This is a genomic window from Micromonospora eburnea (assembly GCF_900090225.1).
GTDB lineage: Bacteria > Actinomycetota > Actinomycetes > Mycobacteriales > Micromonosporaceae > Micromonospora > Micromonospora eburnea.
Window position 1 is genome coordinate 5,896,724 of record NZ_FMHY01000002.1, and the last position, 15,811, is coordinate 5,912,534.

General features: G+C 74.8%; 14 protein-coding genes, 1 tRNA gene and 2 pseudogenes. 6 read left to right on the forward strand and 11 right to left on the reverse strand.

Annotation, left to right across the window (positions count from 1 at the left end):
- Positions 1–85: 85 nt before the first annotated feature.
- Positions 86–655 (reverse strand): GNAT family N-acetyltransferase, encoded by a 570-nt coding sequence (locus tag GA0070604_RS25510; protein WP_091123806.1) that lies wholly within the window; start codon positions 653–655, stop codon positions 86–88.
- Positions 652–2,019 (reverse strand): cobyrinic acid a,c-diamide synthase CobB, encoded by a 1,368-nt coding sequence (locus tag GA0070604_RS25515; protein ID WP_091123810.1) that lies wholly within the window; start codon positions 2,017–2,019, stop codon positions 652–654. The genes GA0070604_RS25510 and GA0070604_RS25515 overlap by 4 nt, the downstream gene beginning before the upstream one ends.
- Positions 2,020–2,182: 163 nt before the next feature.
- On the opposite strand from GA0070604_RS25515, the gene GA0070604_RS25520 reads away from it, so the two are divergent.
- Positions 2,183–3,007: an SURF1 family cytochrome oxidase biogenesis protein gene (locus GA0070604_RS25520; RefSeq protein WP_091123814.1), complete on the forward strand. Its 825-nt coding sequence runs from the start codon at positions 2,183–2,185 to the stop codon at positions 3,005–3,007.
- Positions 3,008–3,123: 116 nt separating this feature from the next.
- Entirely contained in the window at positions 3,124–3,933 is an 810-nt protein-coding gene (locus GA0070604_RS32760; RefSeq protein WP_091123817.1) for a hypothetical protein, read from the forward strand.
- Positions 3,934–3,985: 52 nt separating this feature from the next.
- Here GA0070604_RS32760 and GA0070604_RS25530 read toward each other — a convergent pair whose 3' ends face one another.
- The 4 genes from GA0070604_RS25530 to GA0070604_RS25545 all read right to left on the reverse strand — a co-directional run bounded on the left by GA0070604_RS25530 (position 3,986) and on the right by GA0070604_RS25545 (position 8,281).
- Positions 3,986–5,578, reverse strand: a complete 1,593-nt coding sequence (locus GA0070604_RS25530) for an ATP-dependent DNA ligase (protein WP_208602163.1) — start codon at positions 5,576–5,578, stop codon at positions 3,986–3,988.
- A gap of 276 nt (positions 5,579–5,854) precedes the next feature.
- Entirely contained in the window at positions 5,855–6,061 is a 207-nt protein-coding gene (locus GA0070604_RS25535) for a hypothetical protein (RefSeq protein ID WP_091123825.1), read from the reverse strand.
- Between the two features lie 79 nt (positions 6,062–6,140).
- Positions 6,141–7,508 (reverse strand): dipeptidase, encoded by a 1,368-nt coding sequence (locus tag GA0070604_RS25540; RefSeq protein WP_091123831.1) that lies wholly within the window; start codon positions 7,506–7,508, stop codon positions 6,141–6,143.
- A gap of 149 nt (positions 7,509–7,657) precedes the next feature.
- The gene (locus GA0070604_RS25545) at positions 7,658–8,281 is read right to left on the reverse strand and encodes a uridine kinase family protein (RefSeq protein WP_091123834.1); all 624 of its coding nucleotides are present in this window, start codon (positions 8,279–8,281) and stop codon (positions 7,658–7,660) included.
- A 343-nt stretch (positions 8,282–8,624) separates the two neighbouring features.
- Here GA0070604_RS25545 and GA0070604_RS25555 point away from each other — a divergent pair, with 343 nt between their 5' ends.
- Entirely contained in the window at positions 8,625–9,026 is a 402-nt protein-coding gene (locus GA0070604_RS25555; protein WP_091123840.1) for a rhodanese-like domain-containing protein, read from the forward strand.
- 210 nt (positions 9,027–9,236) lie between these two features.
- On the opposite strand, the gene GA0070604_RS25560 is transcribed toward GA0070604_RS25555, so the two are convergent.
- The 3 genes and pseudogenes from GA0070604_RS25560 to GA0070604_RS25570 all read right to left on the reverse strand — a co-directional run bounded on the left by GA0070604_RS25560 (position 9,237) and on the right by GA0070604_RS25570 (position 12,642).
- Complete coding sequence (locus tag GA0070604_RS25560; RefSeq protein ID WP_091123843.1) at positions 9,237–10,778, reverse strand: cobyric acid synthase; 1,542 nt, start codon at positions 10,776–10,778, stop codon at positions 9,237–9,239.
- Entirely contained in the window at positions 10,775–11,758 is a 984-nt protein-coding gene (locus GA0070604_RS25565) for a cobalamin biosynthesis protein (RefSeq protein ID WP_091127408.1), read from the reverse strand. The genes GA0070604_RS25560 and GA0070604_RS25565 overlap by 4 nt, the downstream gene beginning before the upstream one ends.
- Positions 11,759–11,863: 105 nt before the next feature.
- A pseudogene (locus GA0070604_RS25570) lies at positions 11,864–12,642 on the reverse strand (single-stranded DNA-binding protein).
- A gap of 310 nt (positions 12,643–12,952) precedes the next feature.
- Here GA0070604_RS25570 and GA0070604_RS25575 point away from each other — a divergent pair.
- Both GA0070604_RS25575 and GA0070604_RS25580 read left to right on the forward strand, forming a co-directional pair.
- Entirely contained in the window at positions 12,953–13,372 is a 420-nt protein-coding gene (locus GA0070604_RS25575) for an HPF/RaiA family ribosome-associated protein (RefSeq protein ID WP_244162245.1), read from the forward strand.
- Between the two features lie 88 nt (positions 13,373–13,460).
- Positions 13,461–14,504: an alpha/beta fold hydrolase gene (locus tag GA0070604_RS25580; RefSeq protein ID WP_208602164.1), complete on the forward strand. Its 1,044-nt coding sequence runs from the start codon at positions 13,461–13,463 to the stop codon at positions 14,502–14,504.
- A 10-nt stretch (positions 14,505–14,514) separates the two neighbouring features.
- On the opposite strand, the gene GA0070604_RS25585 is transcribed toward GA0070604_RS25580, so the two are convergent.
- Positions 14,515–15,258, reverse strand: a complete 744-nt coding sequence (locus tag GA0070604_RS25585; protein WP_091123847.1) for a hypothetical protein — start codon at positions 15,256–15,258, stop codon at positions 14,515–14,517.
- A 164-nt stretch (positions 15,259–15,422) separates the two neighbouring features.
- Between GA0070604_RS25585 and GA0070604_RS25590 the strand changes: the two genes are divergently transcribed.
- Positions 15,423–15,498, forward strand: a tRNA-Arg gene (locus GA0070604_RS25590).
- Between the two features lie 68 nt (positions 15,499–15,566).
- Here GA0070604_RS25590 and GA0070604_RS25595 read toward each other — a convergent pair.
- Positions 15,567–15,767 (reverse strand): annotated as a pseudogene (locus GA0070604_RS25595) (tyrosine-type recombinase/integrase); the annotation flags it as partial.
- Positions 15,768–15,811 lie beyond the last annotated feature (44 nt).

Genomic DNA, 15,811 nt, shown 5'->3' on the forward strand with positions numbered 1-15,811 from the left:
TCCGGGATCGCGCGGATCCTGACGCGAACCTCTTGATCGCCTTTGTGGGCGGGGGTGGGGGGTGGTGGGTGGGGGGGTGGGTGGGTCAGTGGAGGTCGGCGGTTACGAAGGACCAGAGTTCGAGGTCTGCCCGGGCGCCGCGGACGAAGCCGGCGTTGCGCAGCAGGCCCTCGTAGCTGAAACCGGCCTTCTCGGCCACCCGCCGGGACGCCACGTTCCCCGGCGCCACCCGCAGCTCGACCCGCTGGAAACCGTGCTCCAGAATCAGCGCGATGGCGACCGCGTCCACCGCCTCGGCGGCCAGGCCATACCCGCGGGCGTGCGGGGCGATCGCGTACGACACCTCGGTCAGCCGGGCACCCCAGTCGGTGCGCCGGGTCCAGAGGCAACCCACCACCCGCTCGTCCTCGCGGCGGACCACCGCGTAGTGGTCGCCGTCGCCGCTGTCCCGCCGCTGCCGGGCCAGCTCCGTGCACCACGCCGCCCCGTCGATCTGCCCGGACGAGTCGGCCAGCGGCAGCCAGCGCTGGGTCTGCCGGTCCGCGAACACCTCATCGACCGCCTCGGCGTCCGCCGGCGCCAGCCGGCGTACCTCGGTGCGCGGGGTCGACACGGTCAGCTCCGGGAAGCGGCGCACGGCCACCTGCCCGATCACGCCGGGGCCTCCACGGCCGCCCCGGCCGCCGCGACCAGCCGGGCCGCGATCTCCGGGTACGCCGCCCAGTGCGGCACCAGCTGCGAGGCGTGCACACCGCGCCACACGAAGCCCTCCGGGGCGCCGCCGTCCCAGCTCCACGCCGCCCGCTCGCCGGCCCGCGGGGTGAGCACCGCCGCGTGCTGCTTGTACCCGACCACCACGGTGCCGGCCCGGGCCATTGGGCTGTCACTGCGGGCGGTGGCCTCCCGGTAGCCGGCCACCAGGCCGTCCCGGCTGGTCCCGGTCGCGTCCAGCACCCCACACATGGGCAGCCCGTCCAACTCCCGGACCAGCCACAGCAGGCCGGCGCCCTCGGCGATCACCGGCCGGCCGGTCCGGGCCAGCTCGGCCACCGCGATACAGAGCCGGCGGTTGGCGGAGAGCTGCTCCGCGTACGACTCGGGAAGCCCGCCGCCAACGACGAGCGCGCGGGTCCCGGCAGGCAGGGCCTCGTCGCGCAGCGGGTCGACGGTGACCACCTCGGCCCCGGCGGCGCGCAGCAGCTCGGCGGTCTCGGGATGGCTGTAGCTGCCGCCCGGTCCGCCGGCGAGCGCCACCACCGGACGCTCCCCGGTCGGCGGCTCGGCCGCCGGTGCGGGTGACCAGGGCTCGACGGCCAGCTCCGGCGCGGAACGGGCCAGCACCAGCAGCCGGTCCAGGTCAACGGTTCCGCTCACCGCCTCGCCGAGCCGGCGCACCGCCCGCAGCGCCTCTTCGTCGCGCCGCACCACCGGCACCACGCCCTGCCTTCGGGCGGGGAGCACCGGGGGCAGCTCGTGGCGGCGCAGCGCGCCATAGACCGGCACCCCGATGTCGTCGAGCGCCTCGCGCAGCATCTCCTCGTGCCGGGACGACGCCACCCGGTTGAGGATCACCCCGCCCAGCCAGAGCTGCTCGTCGTACGCCCGGAAGCCGTGCACCAGGGCGGCCACCGACTGGCCCATCGCGGCCACGTCCACCACCAGCACCACGGGGCTGCGCAGCGCGGTGGCGACGGCGGCGGTGGACTCGGTCTCGGGGCGGCCGGCGATCGAGTCGTAGAGGCCCATGGTGCCCTGCACCAGGGCGAACCCGGCCCCGGCCGCGCCGTGCGCGAAGAGCGGGGCGACCCGCGCCGGCCCGACCAGCCGAGGGTCGAGGTTCCGCCCGGGACGCCCGGCGGCCAGCCCGAGGTACGCCGCGTCCACCTGATCCGGCCCGATCTTGAAGCCGGCCACCGCCAGCCCTCGGTCGGCGAGGGCGGCGAGCAGACCGAGGGCGAGGGCACCGGTGCCGTGCCCCGAGGAAGGTGCGCTGAGCACGACGCGCGGTACGACGGTCATCATCGACTCCTCGCAGGCGACGGGGGCGTACCGGTGGGTGGTACGGGGTGGATTCCGCCCGCGTGACCATACCCGCCCCGACCGGCCCGCGACGGCCGCCGACCGGTCGGTTACGGCCCGCCCCAGGTCAGCGGTCACGCCCGGCCGGGTAGCCTTGGCAAACGTGTACCGGTTCCTGCTGACCCCGCGCTGGCTGGGCTATCTCGCGCTGACCCTGGTCGCCGCCGCGCTGATGGTGTTCCTCGGCAACTGGCAGCTGGACCGCTACCGGGGCCGTACCGCGATCAACGAGCGGATCGACGCCGGGTCGGCGATGGCCCCCGCGCCGCTGCGCGACGCCCTGCCGGCACCGACCGGCGGGGCCGGCAGCACCGGCCCCGCCCCGGCCGAGCAGGCCACCTGGACCATGGCCACCGCCACCGGCCGGTACGACACCGCCAACATCGTCCTGGTGCGCGGCCGGACGGTCGACCGCGAGGTCGGCTTCGAGGTACTCACCCCGCTGGTCCTCGCCGACGGCACCGCCGTGCTGGTCGACCGGGGCTGGATCCCGCCCGTTCCGGGCGGTGGCGCCACCGCCCAGCCGACCGTGCCCGCCACGCCGACCGGCGAGGTGACGGTCACCGGCCGGGTGGTGTCCAGCGAGAGCGGCGGTGGCACCGTCGACCGGCGCAACGGCAAGCTGGAGACCCGGCGGATCAGCATCTCCCGCATCGCGGGGCAGTTGCCGTATCCGGTGGCGGGCGGTTACCTGCTGCTCGACCAGCAGACGCCCGCGGCCGACCCGACGTTCCAGGCGGTGCCGATCGGGCACACCAACAACTGGCAGAACTTCGGGTACGTGGTGCAGTGGTGGCTCTTCGCCGGCATGAGCCTCGTCGGCTACGGCTGGGTGGCGCGCCGGGAGGCGCGGCGCATGGCCGGCCTGGACGGGCCGCGTACGCCCGCCGACCGGGCAACCGAGCCCGCCTCCAGCGCCTCCGCCTGACCCCGCCGGCAGCCCGGCCCGGAGCCAGGTGGGCACCTGGGGCAGCGCGATCACGGGTAGGGTCCGTCCATGATCAGCAGCAGTGAGGGGGTCCGGTGACGACCCCTGATCCCACGATGCCTCCACCGCCCGCCGAGCCGCCGACCCAGAGGCACCCGGCGTACGACCCCTGGGCCGCCATGCCGCCCGCCGAAGCGCCGCCCACCGAGCGGTTCCCGGCGCTGCCCGCCGGATCGGCGGACGGTGGGGTCCCGCCGACCGCGCCGTTCGCCGCCGTTCCGCCGAACCCGTTCCCCGCGTCACCGCCGGCGCCCACGCCACCTCCGATGGCCGCGCCCCCCGCCGTCCCGGCCCCGCCCGCGGCCGCGCAGTTCCCGGCACCGCCCGCCCCGCCCATGGCAGCGCAGTTCTCCGCCCCACCCGCGACCGCGCAGTTCCCGGCACCGCCCGCCCCGCCCGCGACCGCGCAGTTCTCCGCACCGCCCGCCTTCTCCGCGCCGCCGGCGCCGCAGTCCGGGGAACTCGTGGCCCGGCCCGGGCCGCACCCGCCGTTGGGACCGCTGCCGCCCGCGCAGTCCGTGGTGGCCGTGCAGATCGGCGAGATCATGGTGACGCCGCCGATGATCCGTACGCCGGCCGGCGTGATGCCGCTCGCCGGCTCCTCCTGGCACGTGGTCGACCACTGGCAGAAGGAGGAGAAGATCGCGACGTGGGCGATGGTCTGCGCCATCCTCGGCTTCTTCTGCCTGACCGTGTTCAGCCTGCTCTTCCTGCTGATCAAGGAGACCAAGCACCACGGGACGGTGCTGGTGACGGTGACCAGCGGTGACCGCCAGTACCAGGCTCGGATCCCCGTGGTGGACCAGTCCCAGGTGCAGCACATCAACAACCAGGTCAACTACGCCCGGTCGCTGTCGGTCGGCTGACCGCCCAGGGCGCCGGAGGTGGCCGTCGTGTCCGCCTCCGGTGCCCGCCGACTCACCCGCTGACCCGCCCGGCGTGGATGGCGCGTACGTCGTCGATCGTGTCGGCCTCGGCCGCGGTCTTGTCGTTCCGGTAGCGCACCACCCGGGCGAAGCGCAGCGCCACCCCGCCCGGGTAGCGGCTGCTGGTCTGCACCCCGTCGAACGCGATCTCGACCACCTGCTCGGGGCGGACCCGGACCACCCAGTCGCCCCGCTCCACGGCCAGGTCGAGGAAGCGTTCGGTCTGCCAGCGCAGCAACTCGTCGCTGAGCCCCTTGAACGTCTTGCCGAGCATGACGAACTCGCCGGTGCGCGGGTCGCGGGCGCCGAGGTGCAGGTTGGAGAGCCAACCCTGCCGCCGGCCGCTGCCCCACTCGACCGCGAGCACGACCAGGTCGAGGGTGTGCCGGGGCTTGACCTTGATCCAGGCCGAACCGCGCCGGCCGGCGTCGTAGGGGGCGGCCGGGTCCTTCACCACCACCCCCTCCTGCCCGGCGGCGATGGCCGCCGCGAAGGCGGCACCGGCCTGCTCCGGGCCGTCCACCTCGACCCGGCCGACCAGCAGCGTCGAGTCGACCGCGCCGGCCAGGGCGGCCCACCGCTCCCGGCCGGGCCGGTCGATCAGATCCGTGCCGTCGAGATGCAGCAGGTCGAAGAAGTACGGCGTCAGCACGGTCTCGCCGGTCCGCTCGGCGGCGGCGAGCACCGCGGGCGCCACCGGCGTACCCCCGGTGACGCTGGGGGTGGTGCGCCGGGCCGCCCGGCTGGAGGTCTGCTGGAAGGGCAGTGGGCGGCCGGTGGCGTCCAGCCCGATCGCCTCGCCGTCGAGGACCAACTCCCGCCCGGGCAGCGCGCGGACGGCCGCCACCACCTCGGGCAGCCGGGCGGTGATGTCGTCGAGGCTGCGGGAGAAGACCGCGATGTCCGGGCCGGACCGGTGCACCTGGATGCGGATGCCGTCGAGCTTCACGTCGACCACCGCCGGAACGCCGGTGGCGGTGAGCGCCTCGTCGACTGTCGGGGCGCTCTGCGCCAGCATCGGAGCCAGCGGGCGGCCCACCTGGAGGCCGAACCCGGCCAGCGCCGCCGCACCGCCGGAGAGCGCCGCCACCGCCACCGCCCGCAGGTCGCCGGCGAGCAGCAGCGCCCGGCGGACCACCGCCACGGGCACCTCGGCGGCCCGGGCCACGGCCTCGGCGAGCAGGCCGGCTTGGGCGCCCTGGCGCAGCTCGCCGCGGAACAGGCCGACCAGTAGCCGCTGCTCGTCGGTGGTGGCCGCGGCGAAGAGCCGGTGCAGCAGCTCGCGGCGGCGGGCCTGCGAGCCGGGGCCGCGTACCGCGGCGATCCCGTCGACGGCCGCGTCGACGTCGGCCACGGTCAACGTCGGCTCGACGGCCGGCGGCGGCAGGTCACGCAGGCCGGCCCAACCCACACCGGTCTGCCGCTGGCGCAGCTCACCGGCGAGGTAGCCGGCGCCCGCCGGAACCTCGGCCGGATCGAGCGAACGCAGCGCGGCGGCGAGCAGCTCCACCTTGGCCCGCCGGCCGCTGGTGGCCCCCACCGCGGCGGAGGTGGCCGCCAGGTCGAGAAACCGCACGGATCCCATCCTGCCAGCCACCCCCGACACGGCGGCGCATCCCGGCCAGGCGACGGATCCCGTGCGCCGCCCGGCCGGACGCCTCCCGGCCGGCCCACGGCCGGACGCCGACCCGCTCCGGGTCGCGGCACCCCGTGGTCTCCGGCGGGTGGTCCACTCAGCGTGCCGGTCCCCCGGCCGATGATCCACTCAGCGTGCCGCATCCCACGGTGTCCGGCGAACGGAAGAACAACTTGTCGGATCCCGAGTCGGTCAGGCAGCCGCCGCCCGAGGGGCCGGTCCCGGTCAAGCCGGGACCGGCTCCTCGATCCGCAGGCCACGGGCGCGGACCTCGTCGGCGACCCGGGTGAGCAGCGCGTCGAGCGTGACCAGCGTGGCGGAGAGCTCGCCGAGCCGGTCCTTGAGCGTGTCCTCGGGCCACGCGGAGACGTGGACGTCTCCCAGAGCGCTGACGGCGGCCTGAAGCCGCGCCATCTCCTCATTCGTACGCATGTTCGAAAGGCTATAACACCCCTGCGCCCGACACACCGCAAACTCCGACATCGACCCGGAAGTTACGGTTCCGACACCTTCACCGCCGGTTCGCGCCCGCCTCGGCGACCTTCGCCAGCAGCAGCGCCTCGGCCAGGCAGACCCGGGCGAACTCGCCCAGGTGCAGGCTCTCGTTCGGCCCGTGCGCCCGGGCGTGCGGGTCCTCCACGCCGGTCACCAGGATCGCCGCCTCCGGGAACATCTCCTGGAAGGTGGCGATGAACGGGATCGAGCCGCCCACGCCGATGTCGACCGGGTCGGTGCCGTCCCAGGCGCCCCGGAAAGCCTCGCGCGCCGCCGCGAACATCGGCCCGGTGGCGTCGATGACGCAGGGCGAGCCGTCGTGCTCGAAGGTCACCGTCACCCGCGCGCCCCACGGCGCGTGCTTCTCCAGGTGAGCGGTCAGCGCGGCGTACGCCTTCTTCGGATCGTCGCCCGGCGCCAGCCGTACGCTCAGCTTCGCCTTCGCCGACGGGACGAGCGCGTTCGGCGCCTCGGCGGTGGCCGGGGCGTCGATGCCGAGCACCGCGAGAGCCGGCTTGGTCCAGAGCCGTTCGGTGATCCGGCCGGTGCCGAAGAGTTCGGCCCCCTCGACCAGCCCCGCCTCGGCGCGGAACCGCTCCTCGGGGTAGTCCACGCTCGCGCCCTCCCGGCCGACCAGCCCCTCGACGGTCACGTTCCCGGCGTCGTCGTGCAGCGTGGCGAGCAGCCTGACCAGCGCGGTGAGGGCGTCCGGCACGGCACCGCCGAACATGCCGCTGTGCACGGCGTGGTCCAGGGTGCGTACCTCCACGAAGCAGTTGACGATGCCGCGCAGCGAGGTGGTCAGCGCGGGCACGCCGACGTCCCAGTTGGTCGAGTCGGCGATCACGATGACGTCGGAGGTCAGCTCGTCGCGGTGCTCGGCGAGCAGCCGCTCCAGCGAGTCCGAGCCGTACTCCTCCTCACCCTCGATGAAGAGGACCACACCGACCGGGAGCTGGTCGCCGAACGCGCGCAGCGCGGCGACGTGCGCCATGATGCCGGCCTTGTCGTCGGCGGCGCCCCGGCCGTAGAGGCGACCGTCCCGCTCCACCGGCTCGAACGGGTCCGACTCCCACAGGGTCAGGTCGCCGACCGGCTGGACGTCGTGGTGGGCGTACATCAGCACGGTGGGCGCGCCGGGCGGGGCCGCCTTCTTCCCGATAACCGCCGGCTGCCCGCCGGAACGCACGATCTTCGTGTCGAGGCCGCAGCCGCGCAGCAGCTCCGCCACCGCCTCGGCGGAACGCTCCAGGTGCGAGTGGTCGAAGCCCTCGAAGGCGATGCCCGGGATACGGACGAGGCGTTCCAGGTCGGCACGGACTCCGGGCAGCTCGCGCTCGACGGCGGCCCGCACCTCGGACTCGGACAGGATCGGTGTGGTCATGACCGGCATCGTATGCCGGCCTTACCGCAGGCCAACCCCCGAGGCCGCCGCGCTGCCCCCGGCCGCCGGGGACTCCGCCAGGTGAACGCCCGGTTTCGCCGGGACGTCCGGTCGGTCAGCGGCGGCGGACGTAGTACCGGTCCGGTCGGTCAGCGGCGGCGGACGTAGTACCGGTCGGGGTCGTGCGCCAGGGCCGCGGCACCATCGACCACGAGATCCACCCCGGCTTCGGTGCCGTCGGCCGCGAAGTGCGCCCGTTCTCCGGCGTGCCAGCGGCGCAGTTCGGGCAGGATCGCCGCGCCGTCGCGGGCGAGCGCCCGGGACAGTCGCAGCTCCGCCGGCGCGGTAACGAAGACCGACAGGGTCAGCTCCGGTCGGACAGCGGCCCGCGCGGCGCTCACCCCCTCCACGACGAGCACCGGGCCGGCCGGAACCGATACCTCGCGGTCCAGGAAACGACGCCGCTCCCAGCTGTACGTTCGGTACGCGCCGGACCGACCCGCGCGTACCGGCCCGAGCACCCAGCGCTCCAGCCGGGGCCAGAAGGTGAGCTGGTCGTCCCAGCCGTCGAGCAGGTCGTCGGTGCGGACCACCGGTGGCCGGTCGCTGCCGGGCAGCGCGGCGAAGGCGTCCGCGAGGCGCGCCGCGAAGACGCTCTTGCCCGCACCGCTCGGCCCGTCGACCGCCACCAGTCGGGTACGCCCCAACCGTGCCGGCCCGGCGAGCACCCGCTCGGCCAGCCCGGCGTACGCCTCGACCACCGCCTCCGTCACCCGAGAAACGCTAACGCCGTCGGCCCGCGCTCATCCCACCGCCCACTTCGCTGTCGCCGCGTACCGGCCCCGACGGCGCAGTTTCGCGGAAACTGTTGCCTGCCAGCTGCCGCGAGGGGCCACCTTCCCGGAAACCGCGGCCCGGACCGCGACCGGCGGCCGGCGGCCGGGGGCCGGCGGCCGGGGGCCGGGGGCCGGCGGCCGGGGGCCGGGGGCCGGGGGCCGGGGGCCGCTCCGGGGGTGTCGCGGGGTCCCCCGTCCGCTTGATCCTGGGCTTGAGCAGGTCGTTCGCCGGTCGGGCCGGCGCCGTCAGCGGCATCATCGGGTGGTGCTCCATGACGTGATGAGTCCGGGCATCGACGCCCTGCTGGAACAGGCCCGGGCCGGGCTCCGCCGGCTCACCCCGCACGAGACCGTCGAAGCGGTCCGTCAGGGCGCGCTGCTGGTCGACACGCGTCCCGAGGCGCAGCGACGCGAGCAGGGCGAACTGCCCGGCGCGATCGTCATCGAGCGGAACGTGCTGGAGTGGCGGCTGGACCCGGCCAGCGCCTGGCGCATCCCCGAGGCGATCGGGTACGACCGGCGGATCGTGGTGGTGTGCGCCGAGGGCTACAGCTCCAGCCTGGCCGCGGCCAGCCTCCAGGCACTCGGCCTGCGCCAGGCCACGGACATGATCGGGGGCGTGCAGAACTGGCGGGAGTCGGGACTGCCGATGTCTGAGCGCCCCGCCGACGTGCGCTACTGAGCAGAGCACCTGGGCTGCCTGCCGGCGAGCGAGGCCCGTTCGGCCTCGGCGGGCCGGGTTCAGCCGGTCGGGTTCAGCCGGTCGGGCGGCACGCCGGTCGGGCGGCGTGCTGGTCAGGCTCAAGCCGGTCGGGCGGCGTGCCGGTCGGGCCCAAGCCGGTCGGGCGGCGTGCCGGTCGGGCGGCGTGCCGGTCGGGCTCAGCCGGCCAGGTCAGCCGGTCGGCGCGCCCGGCGGGATGAACGGTAGGGCCGGCGGCGGGCCGGACTCGATCAGTCGCCACAGCGCGTCGGTGTCCAGGTGCTCCTCCACCAGGTCGCCGAGCAGGTCCAGGGTCCGCTCGCGGGCGGCGGCGAACGCGGTGTCCGGGGCGACCTTGAAGCCGGTGCGACCGGCCGACCGGGCGACCTCGGTGAGGAATCGGCGGCGGAACTCGTCGGACTCGAAGGTGCCGTGCCAGTGGGTGCCGTGCACGGCACCGAGCCGGGCTCCCTCACCGACGCCGTTGGCGTACCGGAGCAGCGGCGGCAGAGCCGGGTCGGCGGCGGAGACGTACCCGTGATGGATCTCGTAGCCCTGGACTGGGACGTCACCGGCGGCGGTACCGGTGGCCCGGCGGACCGTCTTGCGCGCGTCGAAGGTCACCTCGATGGGCAGCAGCCCGAGCCCGGGGACACTGCCCCGGCCGCTCTCCACCGGGTCGTGGATGGTCCGGGCCAGCATCTGGAACCCGCCGCAGATGCCGAGCAGCGGCCGGCCGGCGGCGGCGTGCGCCGTGACGGCGTCGGCCAGGCCGGTCTCCCGTAGCCAGGCCAGGTCGGCCACGGTCGACTTGGAGCCGGGTAGCACCACCAGGTCGGCGGCGGCCAACTCGGCCGGCTCGATCGTCAGCCGCACCCGCACCCCCGGCTCGGTGGCCAGGGCCTCGACGTCGGTGGCGTTGCTGATCCGGGGCAGCCGGACCACCGCCACGTCGAGCCAGTCAGTGCCCCGAGGCGCCGCCGGCCGGCCGAGCACCCGGCCGTACGCGAGCGAGTCCTCGGCGTCCAGCCAGAGGTCCAGCTCCCAGGGCAGCACCCCGTACGTGGGCCGGCCGGTCACCCGGTGCAGCATGTCCAGCCCCGGCCGGAGCAGCCCCGGATCACCCCGGAACTTGTTGATCACAAAGCCGGCGACCAGGGCCTGGTCGGCCGGATCGAGCAGCGCGACGGTGCCGAACATCGAGGCGAACACGCCACCCCGGTCGATGTCACCGACCACGATGGTGGGCAGGCCGGCGTGCCGGGCCAGCCCCATGTTCACGTAGTCGCCGGCCCGCAGGTTGATCTCGGCAGGGCTGCCGGCGCCCTCGCAGATCACCACGTCGTACGCCGACCGCAGCTCGGCCAGCGCCGCGTACGCGGTCTCGGCGAGCCGGGGACGCAGTTGCCGGTAGTTGCCGGCGGTGATCGTGTCGACCGCCTCGCCGAGCAGCACCACCTGGCTGGCGTGGTCGCTGCCCGGCTTGAGCAGCACCGGATTGAAGCGCAGGTCCGGGGCGAGCCCGCAGGCGGCCGCCTGCATCGCCTGGGCCCGGCCGATCTCGCCGCCGCGCCCGTCGGGGCCGACCACGACGGCCGAGTTGTTGGACATGTTCTGCGCCTTGAACGGCGCCACCCGGACGCCCCGACGCCACAGCCACCGGCAGATACCGGCGGTGAGCACGCTCTTGCCCGCGTCGGAGGTGGTGCCGGCGACCAGCAGCCCGCCGCTCACCGCCCCCTCCTCACGGTCCGGCGCAGCGCAGAACGGGCGGCCGCGCCGACCAGGCGGCCAACGGTCAGCGGGTAGGCCGCGGCGAGGCCGAGCGCGGCCACGCCGACCGCGCCGGAGATCCGGGCGGCCCGTTCCAGGTGCCGCGCCTCGGCCCGGGGCCCGTCGCCGAGGAATGGCCGGGTCTCGGAACGCCCGAAGTAGACGTTCCGCCCGCCCAGCCGTACGCCGAGCGCGCCGGCCATCGCGGCCTCGCACTGGCCGGCGTTCGGGCTCGGGTGGTCGTTGCGGTCCCGGCGCCAGATCCGCCAGGCGGCTCTCCGGTCCCCGTCGGCGACCGGCGCGACCGCGATGGTGAGCAACCCGGTCAGCCGGGCCGGAACGAGGTTGAGCAGGTCGTCCAGGCGCGCGGCCGGGGTGCCGAAGCGGGCGTAGCGGGGCGAGCGGTGCCCGACCATCGCGTCGAGCGTGTTCGCCGCCCGGTAGCCGAGCAGGCCGGGCAGCCCGGCGATCGCACCCCAGGCCAGCGGCGCGACGACCGCGTCGGAGGTGTTCTCGGCGACCGACTCGACGGTGGCCCGGGCCAGTTCCGGCTCGTCCAGCGCGGCGGGGTCCCGACCACAGAGATGGTTGAGCCGGCTGCGGGCGGCGGGCAGGTCGCCGTCGCGCAGCGCCCGAGCCATCACCGTCGACTCGTGCCGCAGGGTACGACCGCCCAGCACGGTCCAGGTGCCGGCGGCCACCAGCGCCGCTCGGGCCAGCGGCCGACGTCGGGTGGCGAGCGTGGCGGCGGCGCCGAGCAGCACCGGCGCACCGACGGCGAGCGCGGTGAACGCCGCGCCGGCCGATCGGTCCGGCCGGTGGATCCGTTGCTCCAGTGCCCCGGCCGCCCGGCCGAAACCGGCCACCGGGTGCCACCGGCGGGGGTCACCCAGCAGCGCGTCCAGGGCGTAGCCCGCCACCAGTCCCGCCGCGTTCGCCATCGCGGTCACCTGCCGCACCCGTCACCACCTCCGGCCGGCCAGCCTAGTCGTACGGCGGGGCGGCCACCTCGGCGTCGCCGCCCCGCCCCGGTACGAAGCGGTCGCTCAGGCCGGCACCGGCGTCCGCCGCCGCCCCCGGCGGCCCGGACCGGTCGGGGTGACATCGCCGGCGTCGGGCGTGGGGGGCGTCTCGCCGCTGTCCTCGTCGGGTTCGGGGGCCAACTCGTCGTCCCCGTCGTCATCACCGGCCTCCCCGGCCGGCGAGTCGAACGGGTCGACCAGCCCGTCGGTGTCACCCGCCAGCCCGGCCGGGTCGCCCGACAGCTCGTGCCCGTCCCGCCCGGGGAACTCCGACAGGTCGTGGGCGGCCCGCGTGGCGAACTCCGGCAGCTCGAAATCGTCGTCGAACGGCCGGTCGTCGAGGGTGGCCGGCACGTGCGCGACCGGCACCGGCTCGGTCTCCTCGCCGTGCACCCGGCGCTCGGCCTCGGCGTCCTCGACGGTGCTGGTGGTCATGCCGGGCCGGTTGCGCAGGAAACGGCCCCGGCCCCGGGACAGGTCGTGGCCGACCGCGACCGCCTCCAACTCGTAGAGCGTGCGGTGGTTGCCCGCGTCGTCGGTCCAGTCACGGGTGTAGAGCCGGCCGACGACAACCACCGGGTCGCCGACCATCACCGAGGCGGCCACCCCTCGGCCAGCTTGCGCCAGCAGTTCACCCGCACCCGCAGGCTGTTCCCGTCGACCCAGCGGCCGCTGTCCCGGTCCAGCCGGCGAGCGGTGGAGGCGACCTTGAAATTGGCCACCAGGGTGTTGCTCTGTGTGGTGCGGCGCCACTCCGGCGCGGTCAGAACATTACCGATAATCGTTACATAGGTGTCGAACATCGCCCCTCCACAGAGACTCGGCTTGTCAGGGCCGAGCCTCGACCGGCGGAGACCCGGTCACCAGCGGCGCCGGCCGCGCCTGTGGACGACGGACCGGCTGTGGACAACCACCTGATCAAGGTCCCGTCTGCTAGGGACCACTGCCCCTACAGCGGCGACCTGCGGCGCAGCATGATCAGAAGTGCCGACCGGGACACCGAGGTCAGGGGTTCCGGACGCCACCCGACCGGGTAGGAGTCGATCAACCGAGAGAAAGGGCAGCGAGATGACCATCCGCGCACCCCGTACCGACGCCCGTGGGGGCCGGGCGATGAGCGCCGTGGCGAACCCCGCGACCGTGGCCGAGTGCCTGCGGGTCGGCGCCGGGTTCTCCCAGGGCGACCGCAACTGGATCGCCGAACGGTTCGCCACCCTGGACGCCCGGCTCGCCGGGTTCCACGCCGACGCCACCGAACTGGAGGTGTCGGTCAAGAATCGCGAGGCCCGGGGGCAGAAGGTGACCCTGGAGTGCTGGATCGCGGGCCGGCAGAAGATCGTCACCACCTCGGCCGAGGAGGAGCTGCACGCCGCGCTCAACGACGTCCGGGACGACCTGCGCCGCCGGCTCAACGACGCGAAGACCCGGCAGGAGCCGCGCAACAACAAGCACCTGCGCCAGGGACACCACGTCGAGGCCGTACCGGCCCAGGTCGGGGCGGCCGACGAGCCGGCCGCGGCGGAGGCCGCCTGAGGGCTCCCCCCGCTCCCGTCCGGGCCGGTGCGAGGGGACGGGAGCGGGGGGCTACCGCCGGGTAGCGTCACGGCGTACCGTCGCGGTCGTGGAACCCGACGTGCTGGGACCGCCGTACGAGCGGCAGACGATCGACCTCGGCGACGACGACGAGGGTCCGGTCGTCGCGACCCTGGTCCGCCGGCGGGCCGAGCGTCCGGCCCGCCGGGCCGTGCTCTACGTGCACGGCTTCGTCGACTACTTCTTCCAGACCCACGTCGCCGACTTCTTCGCCGCGCGGGGTTGGGCCTTCTACGCCCTCGACCTGCGCAAGTACGGCCGCAGCCTGCTGCCGCACCAGACCCCGAACTTCTGCCGCGACCTGAGCGACTACTTCCCGGAGCTGGACGCGGCCGCCGAGATCATCCGCACCGACGAGGGGCACGACAAGCTACTCGTCATGGGTCACTCCACCGGCGGCCTGATCATCTCGCTGTGGGCGCACGCCCGCCGCGAGGCCGGCCTGGTTGACGGCCTCCTCCTCAACAGCCCCTTCTTCGACATCAACGCCCCCTGGCTGGTCCGTCGCCCCCTCGCGGCCGCCGTCTGCCGGCTGGGCCGTCGGGCGCCGCACCGCGCCCTCCCGTTCCGGCTCGGCACCGTGTACGGCCAGAGCCTGCACGCCGACCACCGCGGCGAGTGGCGGTACGACCTGGCCTGGAAGCCGCTCGCCGGGTTCCCGGTACGCGCCGGCTGGCTCGACGCGATCCGCGCCGGCCAGCGACAGCTCCGGGCCGGCCTGGACATCCGGGTGCCGGTCCTGCTCGCCTGCTCCACCCGCAGCTACCGGGGCATGAGGTGGCACGAGTCGGCCACCCTCGCCGACGCCGTGCTGGACGTGGAGCACATGGTGCGCTGGGCGCCCCGGCTCGGCCGGCACGTCACCCTGGCCCGCTTCGACGGCGGGCTGCACGACCTGACGCTCTCCAGCCCCGCCGTACGCGAAAGGGTCCTCGCCGAGGCCGGACGGTGGGCGGAGGCGTTCCTCGGCACCGGCCCGACCGACCCCGCACCGACCGACCCGACGCCGGGCGGCCCTCCGGTGGCGCGCCAGCCGGCCGATGACCGGGCCGGCGCCGCCGCCGAGGGCTGAACCGGAAGGATCAGCGGTAGCCGGCGGTCGCCGCCGCGATGGCCGAACTGATCCGGTCGAACGTCGCGACCTGGTGACCACCCTGCTCGCCGGGCAGCACCAGGCCGAGGCAGCGCAGCGCCAGCTCCCCCTCGGCGCGCGTCCCGACGGCGAACACGGGCGCGCCGACGTACCCCGCGGGCAGCTCGGTGGTGACGCGCAGGTCGTCGCCGTCCCGGACCACCCGCTCGATCACCGCCTCCAACGGCCGCGACCCGTCGTCGGCGACGCCGAGCGCCAGCACGAACGCCGCGCTCGGGTCCGCGCCGATCCCGGCGATCACGTCGGCCCGCGCGGCCACCGCGTCGGTCACCTGCTGGGTACGCCAGCACCAGCCCTGGTCCTCGGCGTACCCGTGCAGCCCGCCGGTGGGCATGGCGGCCACACCGATCTCCGGAAGGTGCAGCCACTGGCCGGCGAAGTCGGGCATCAGGATGCCGCCGTCCGACGCCGCGTCCGCCGGCTCCGTGACGCTCGGCCGCAGACCGATTTCCCCGTACGACGCTGTGGTGGCCGCCTCGGCGGTCAGCAGCCACTCGTGCACCACGTCCCCGTCGTCGGTGGCGCCGACCAGCTCGCTGTAGAAAAAGGCGGTGGCGAAGCCCTGCACGGCCGCTCCAGGGCGGTCGAACCGGCTCAGCGGCAGAATGGACCGCCCGAGCAGCTGGCAGAGCTCGTAGACGATCTCGTTTTCGGTCTCCTGATCGAGCAGCACGACGCAGAGGGTACAAACCGGGCCGCGCGGCCCGCGCGCGGGGCGTAACGGGGGTGCCGGGATGGGACACCTCGTGCGACCCTGGGCACCGATGTGGCCGCGACCACCCGTTCCCCCGACGATGTCGGGGGCGGCGGTACCCTCTTGGCGCGACACGTCGACGCGCGCCCGTAGCTCAGCGGATAGAGCAGGGGACTTCTAATCCCAAGGCCGCAGGTTCGAATCCTGCCGGGCGCACCACCGCTGTCCCAGGTCAACGGCCTGCCGCTCCCGGTCCGGTCGATCACCTTGGTTCCCGTACAGCCAAGTCAGCCGAAGAGGTGTTTCGCGGACTCGTCTACGGCGGCCCGCTCGATCTCCGGCAGAACGTGGGCGTAGGTGTTCATCGTCAACCCGATCTGGCTGTGACCGAGCACCTTCATCACCGTCCGGGGCGACGCCCCGCAGGCGAGCAGGAACGTCACGCAGGCATACCGCAGGTCATGAAGGCGCAGCCAGTCAAGGCGGCCCGCAAGGCGGGCCGCTGGCTGGCCCCGGCCTGCTGGCCACGCTT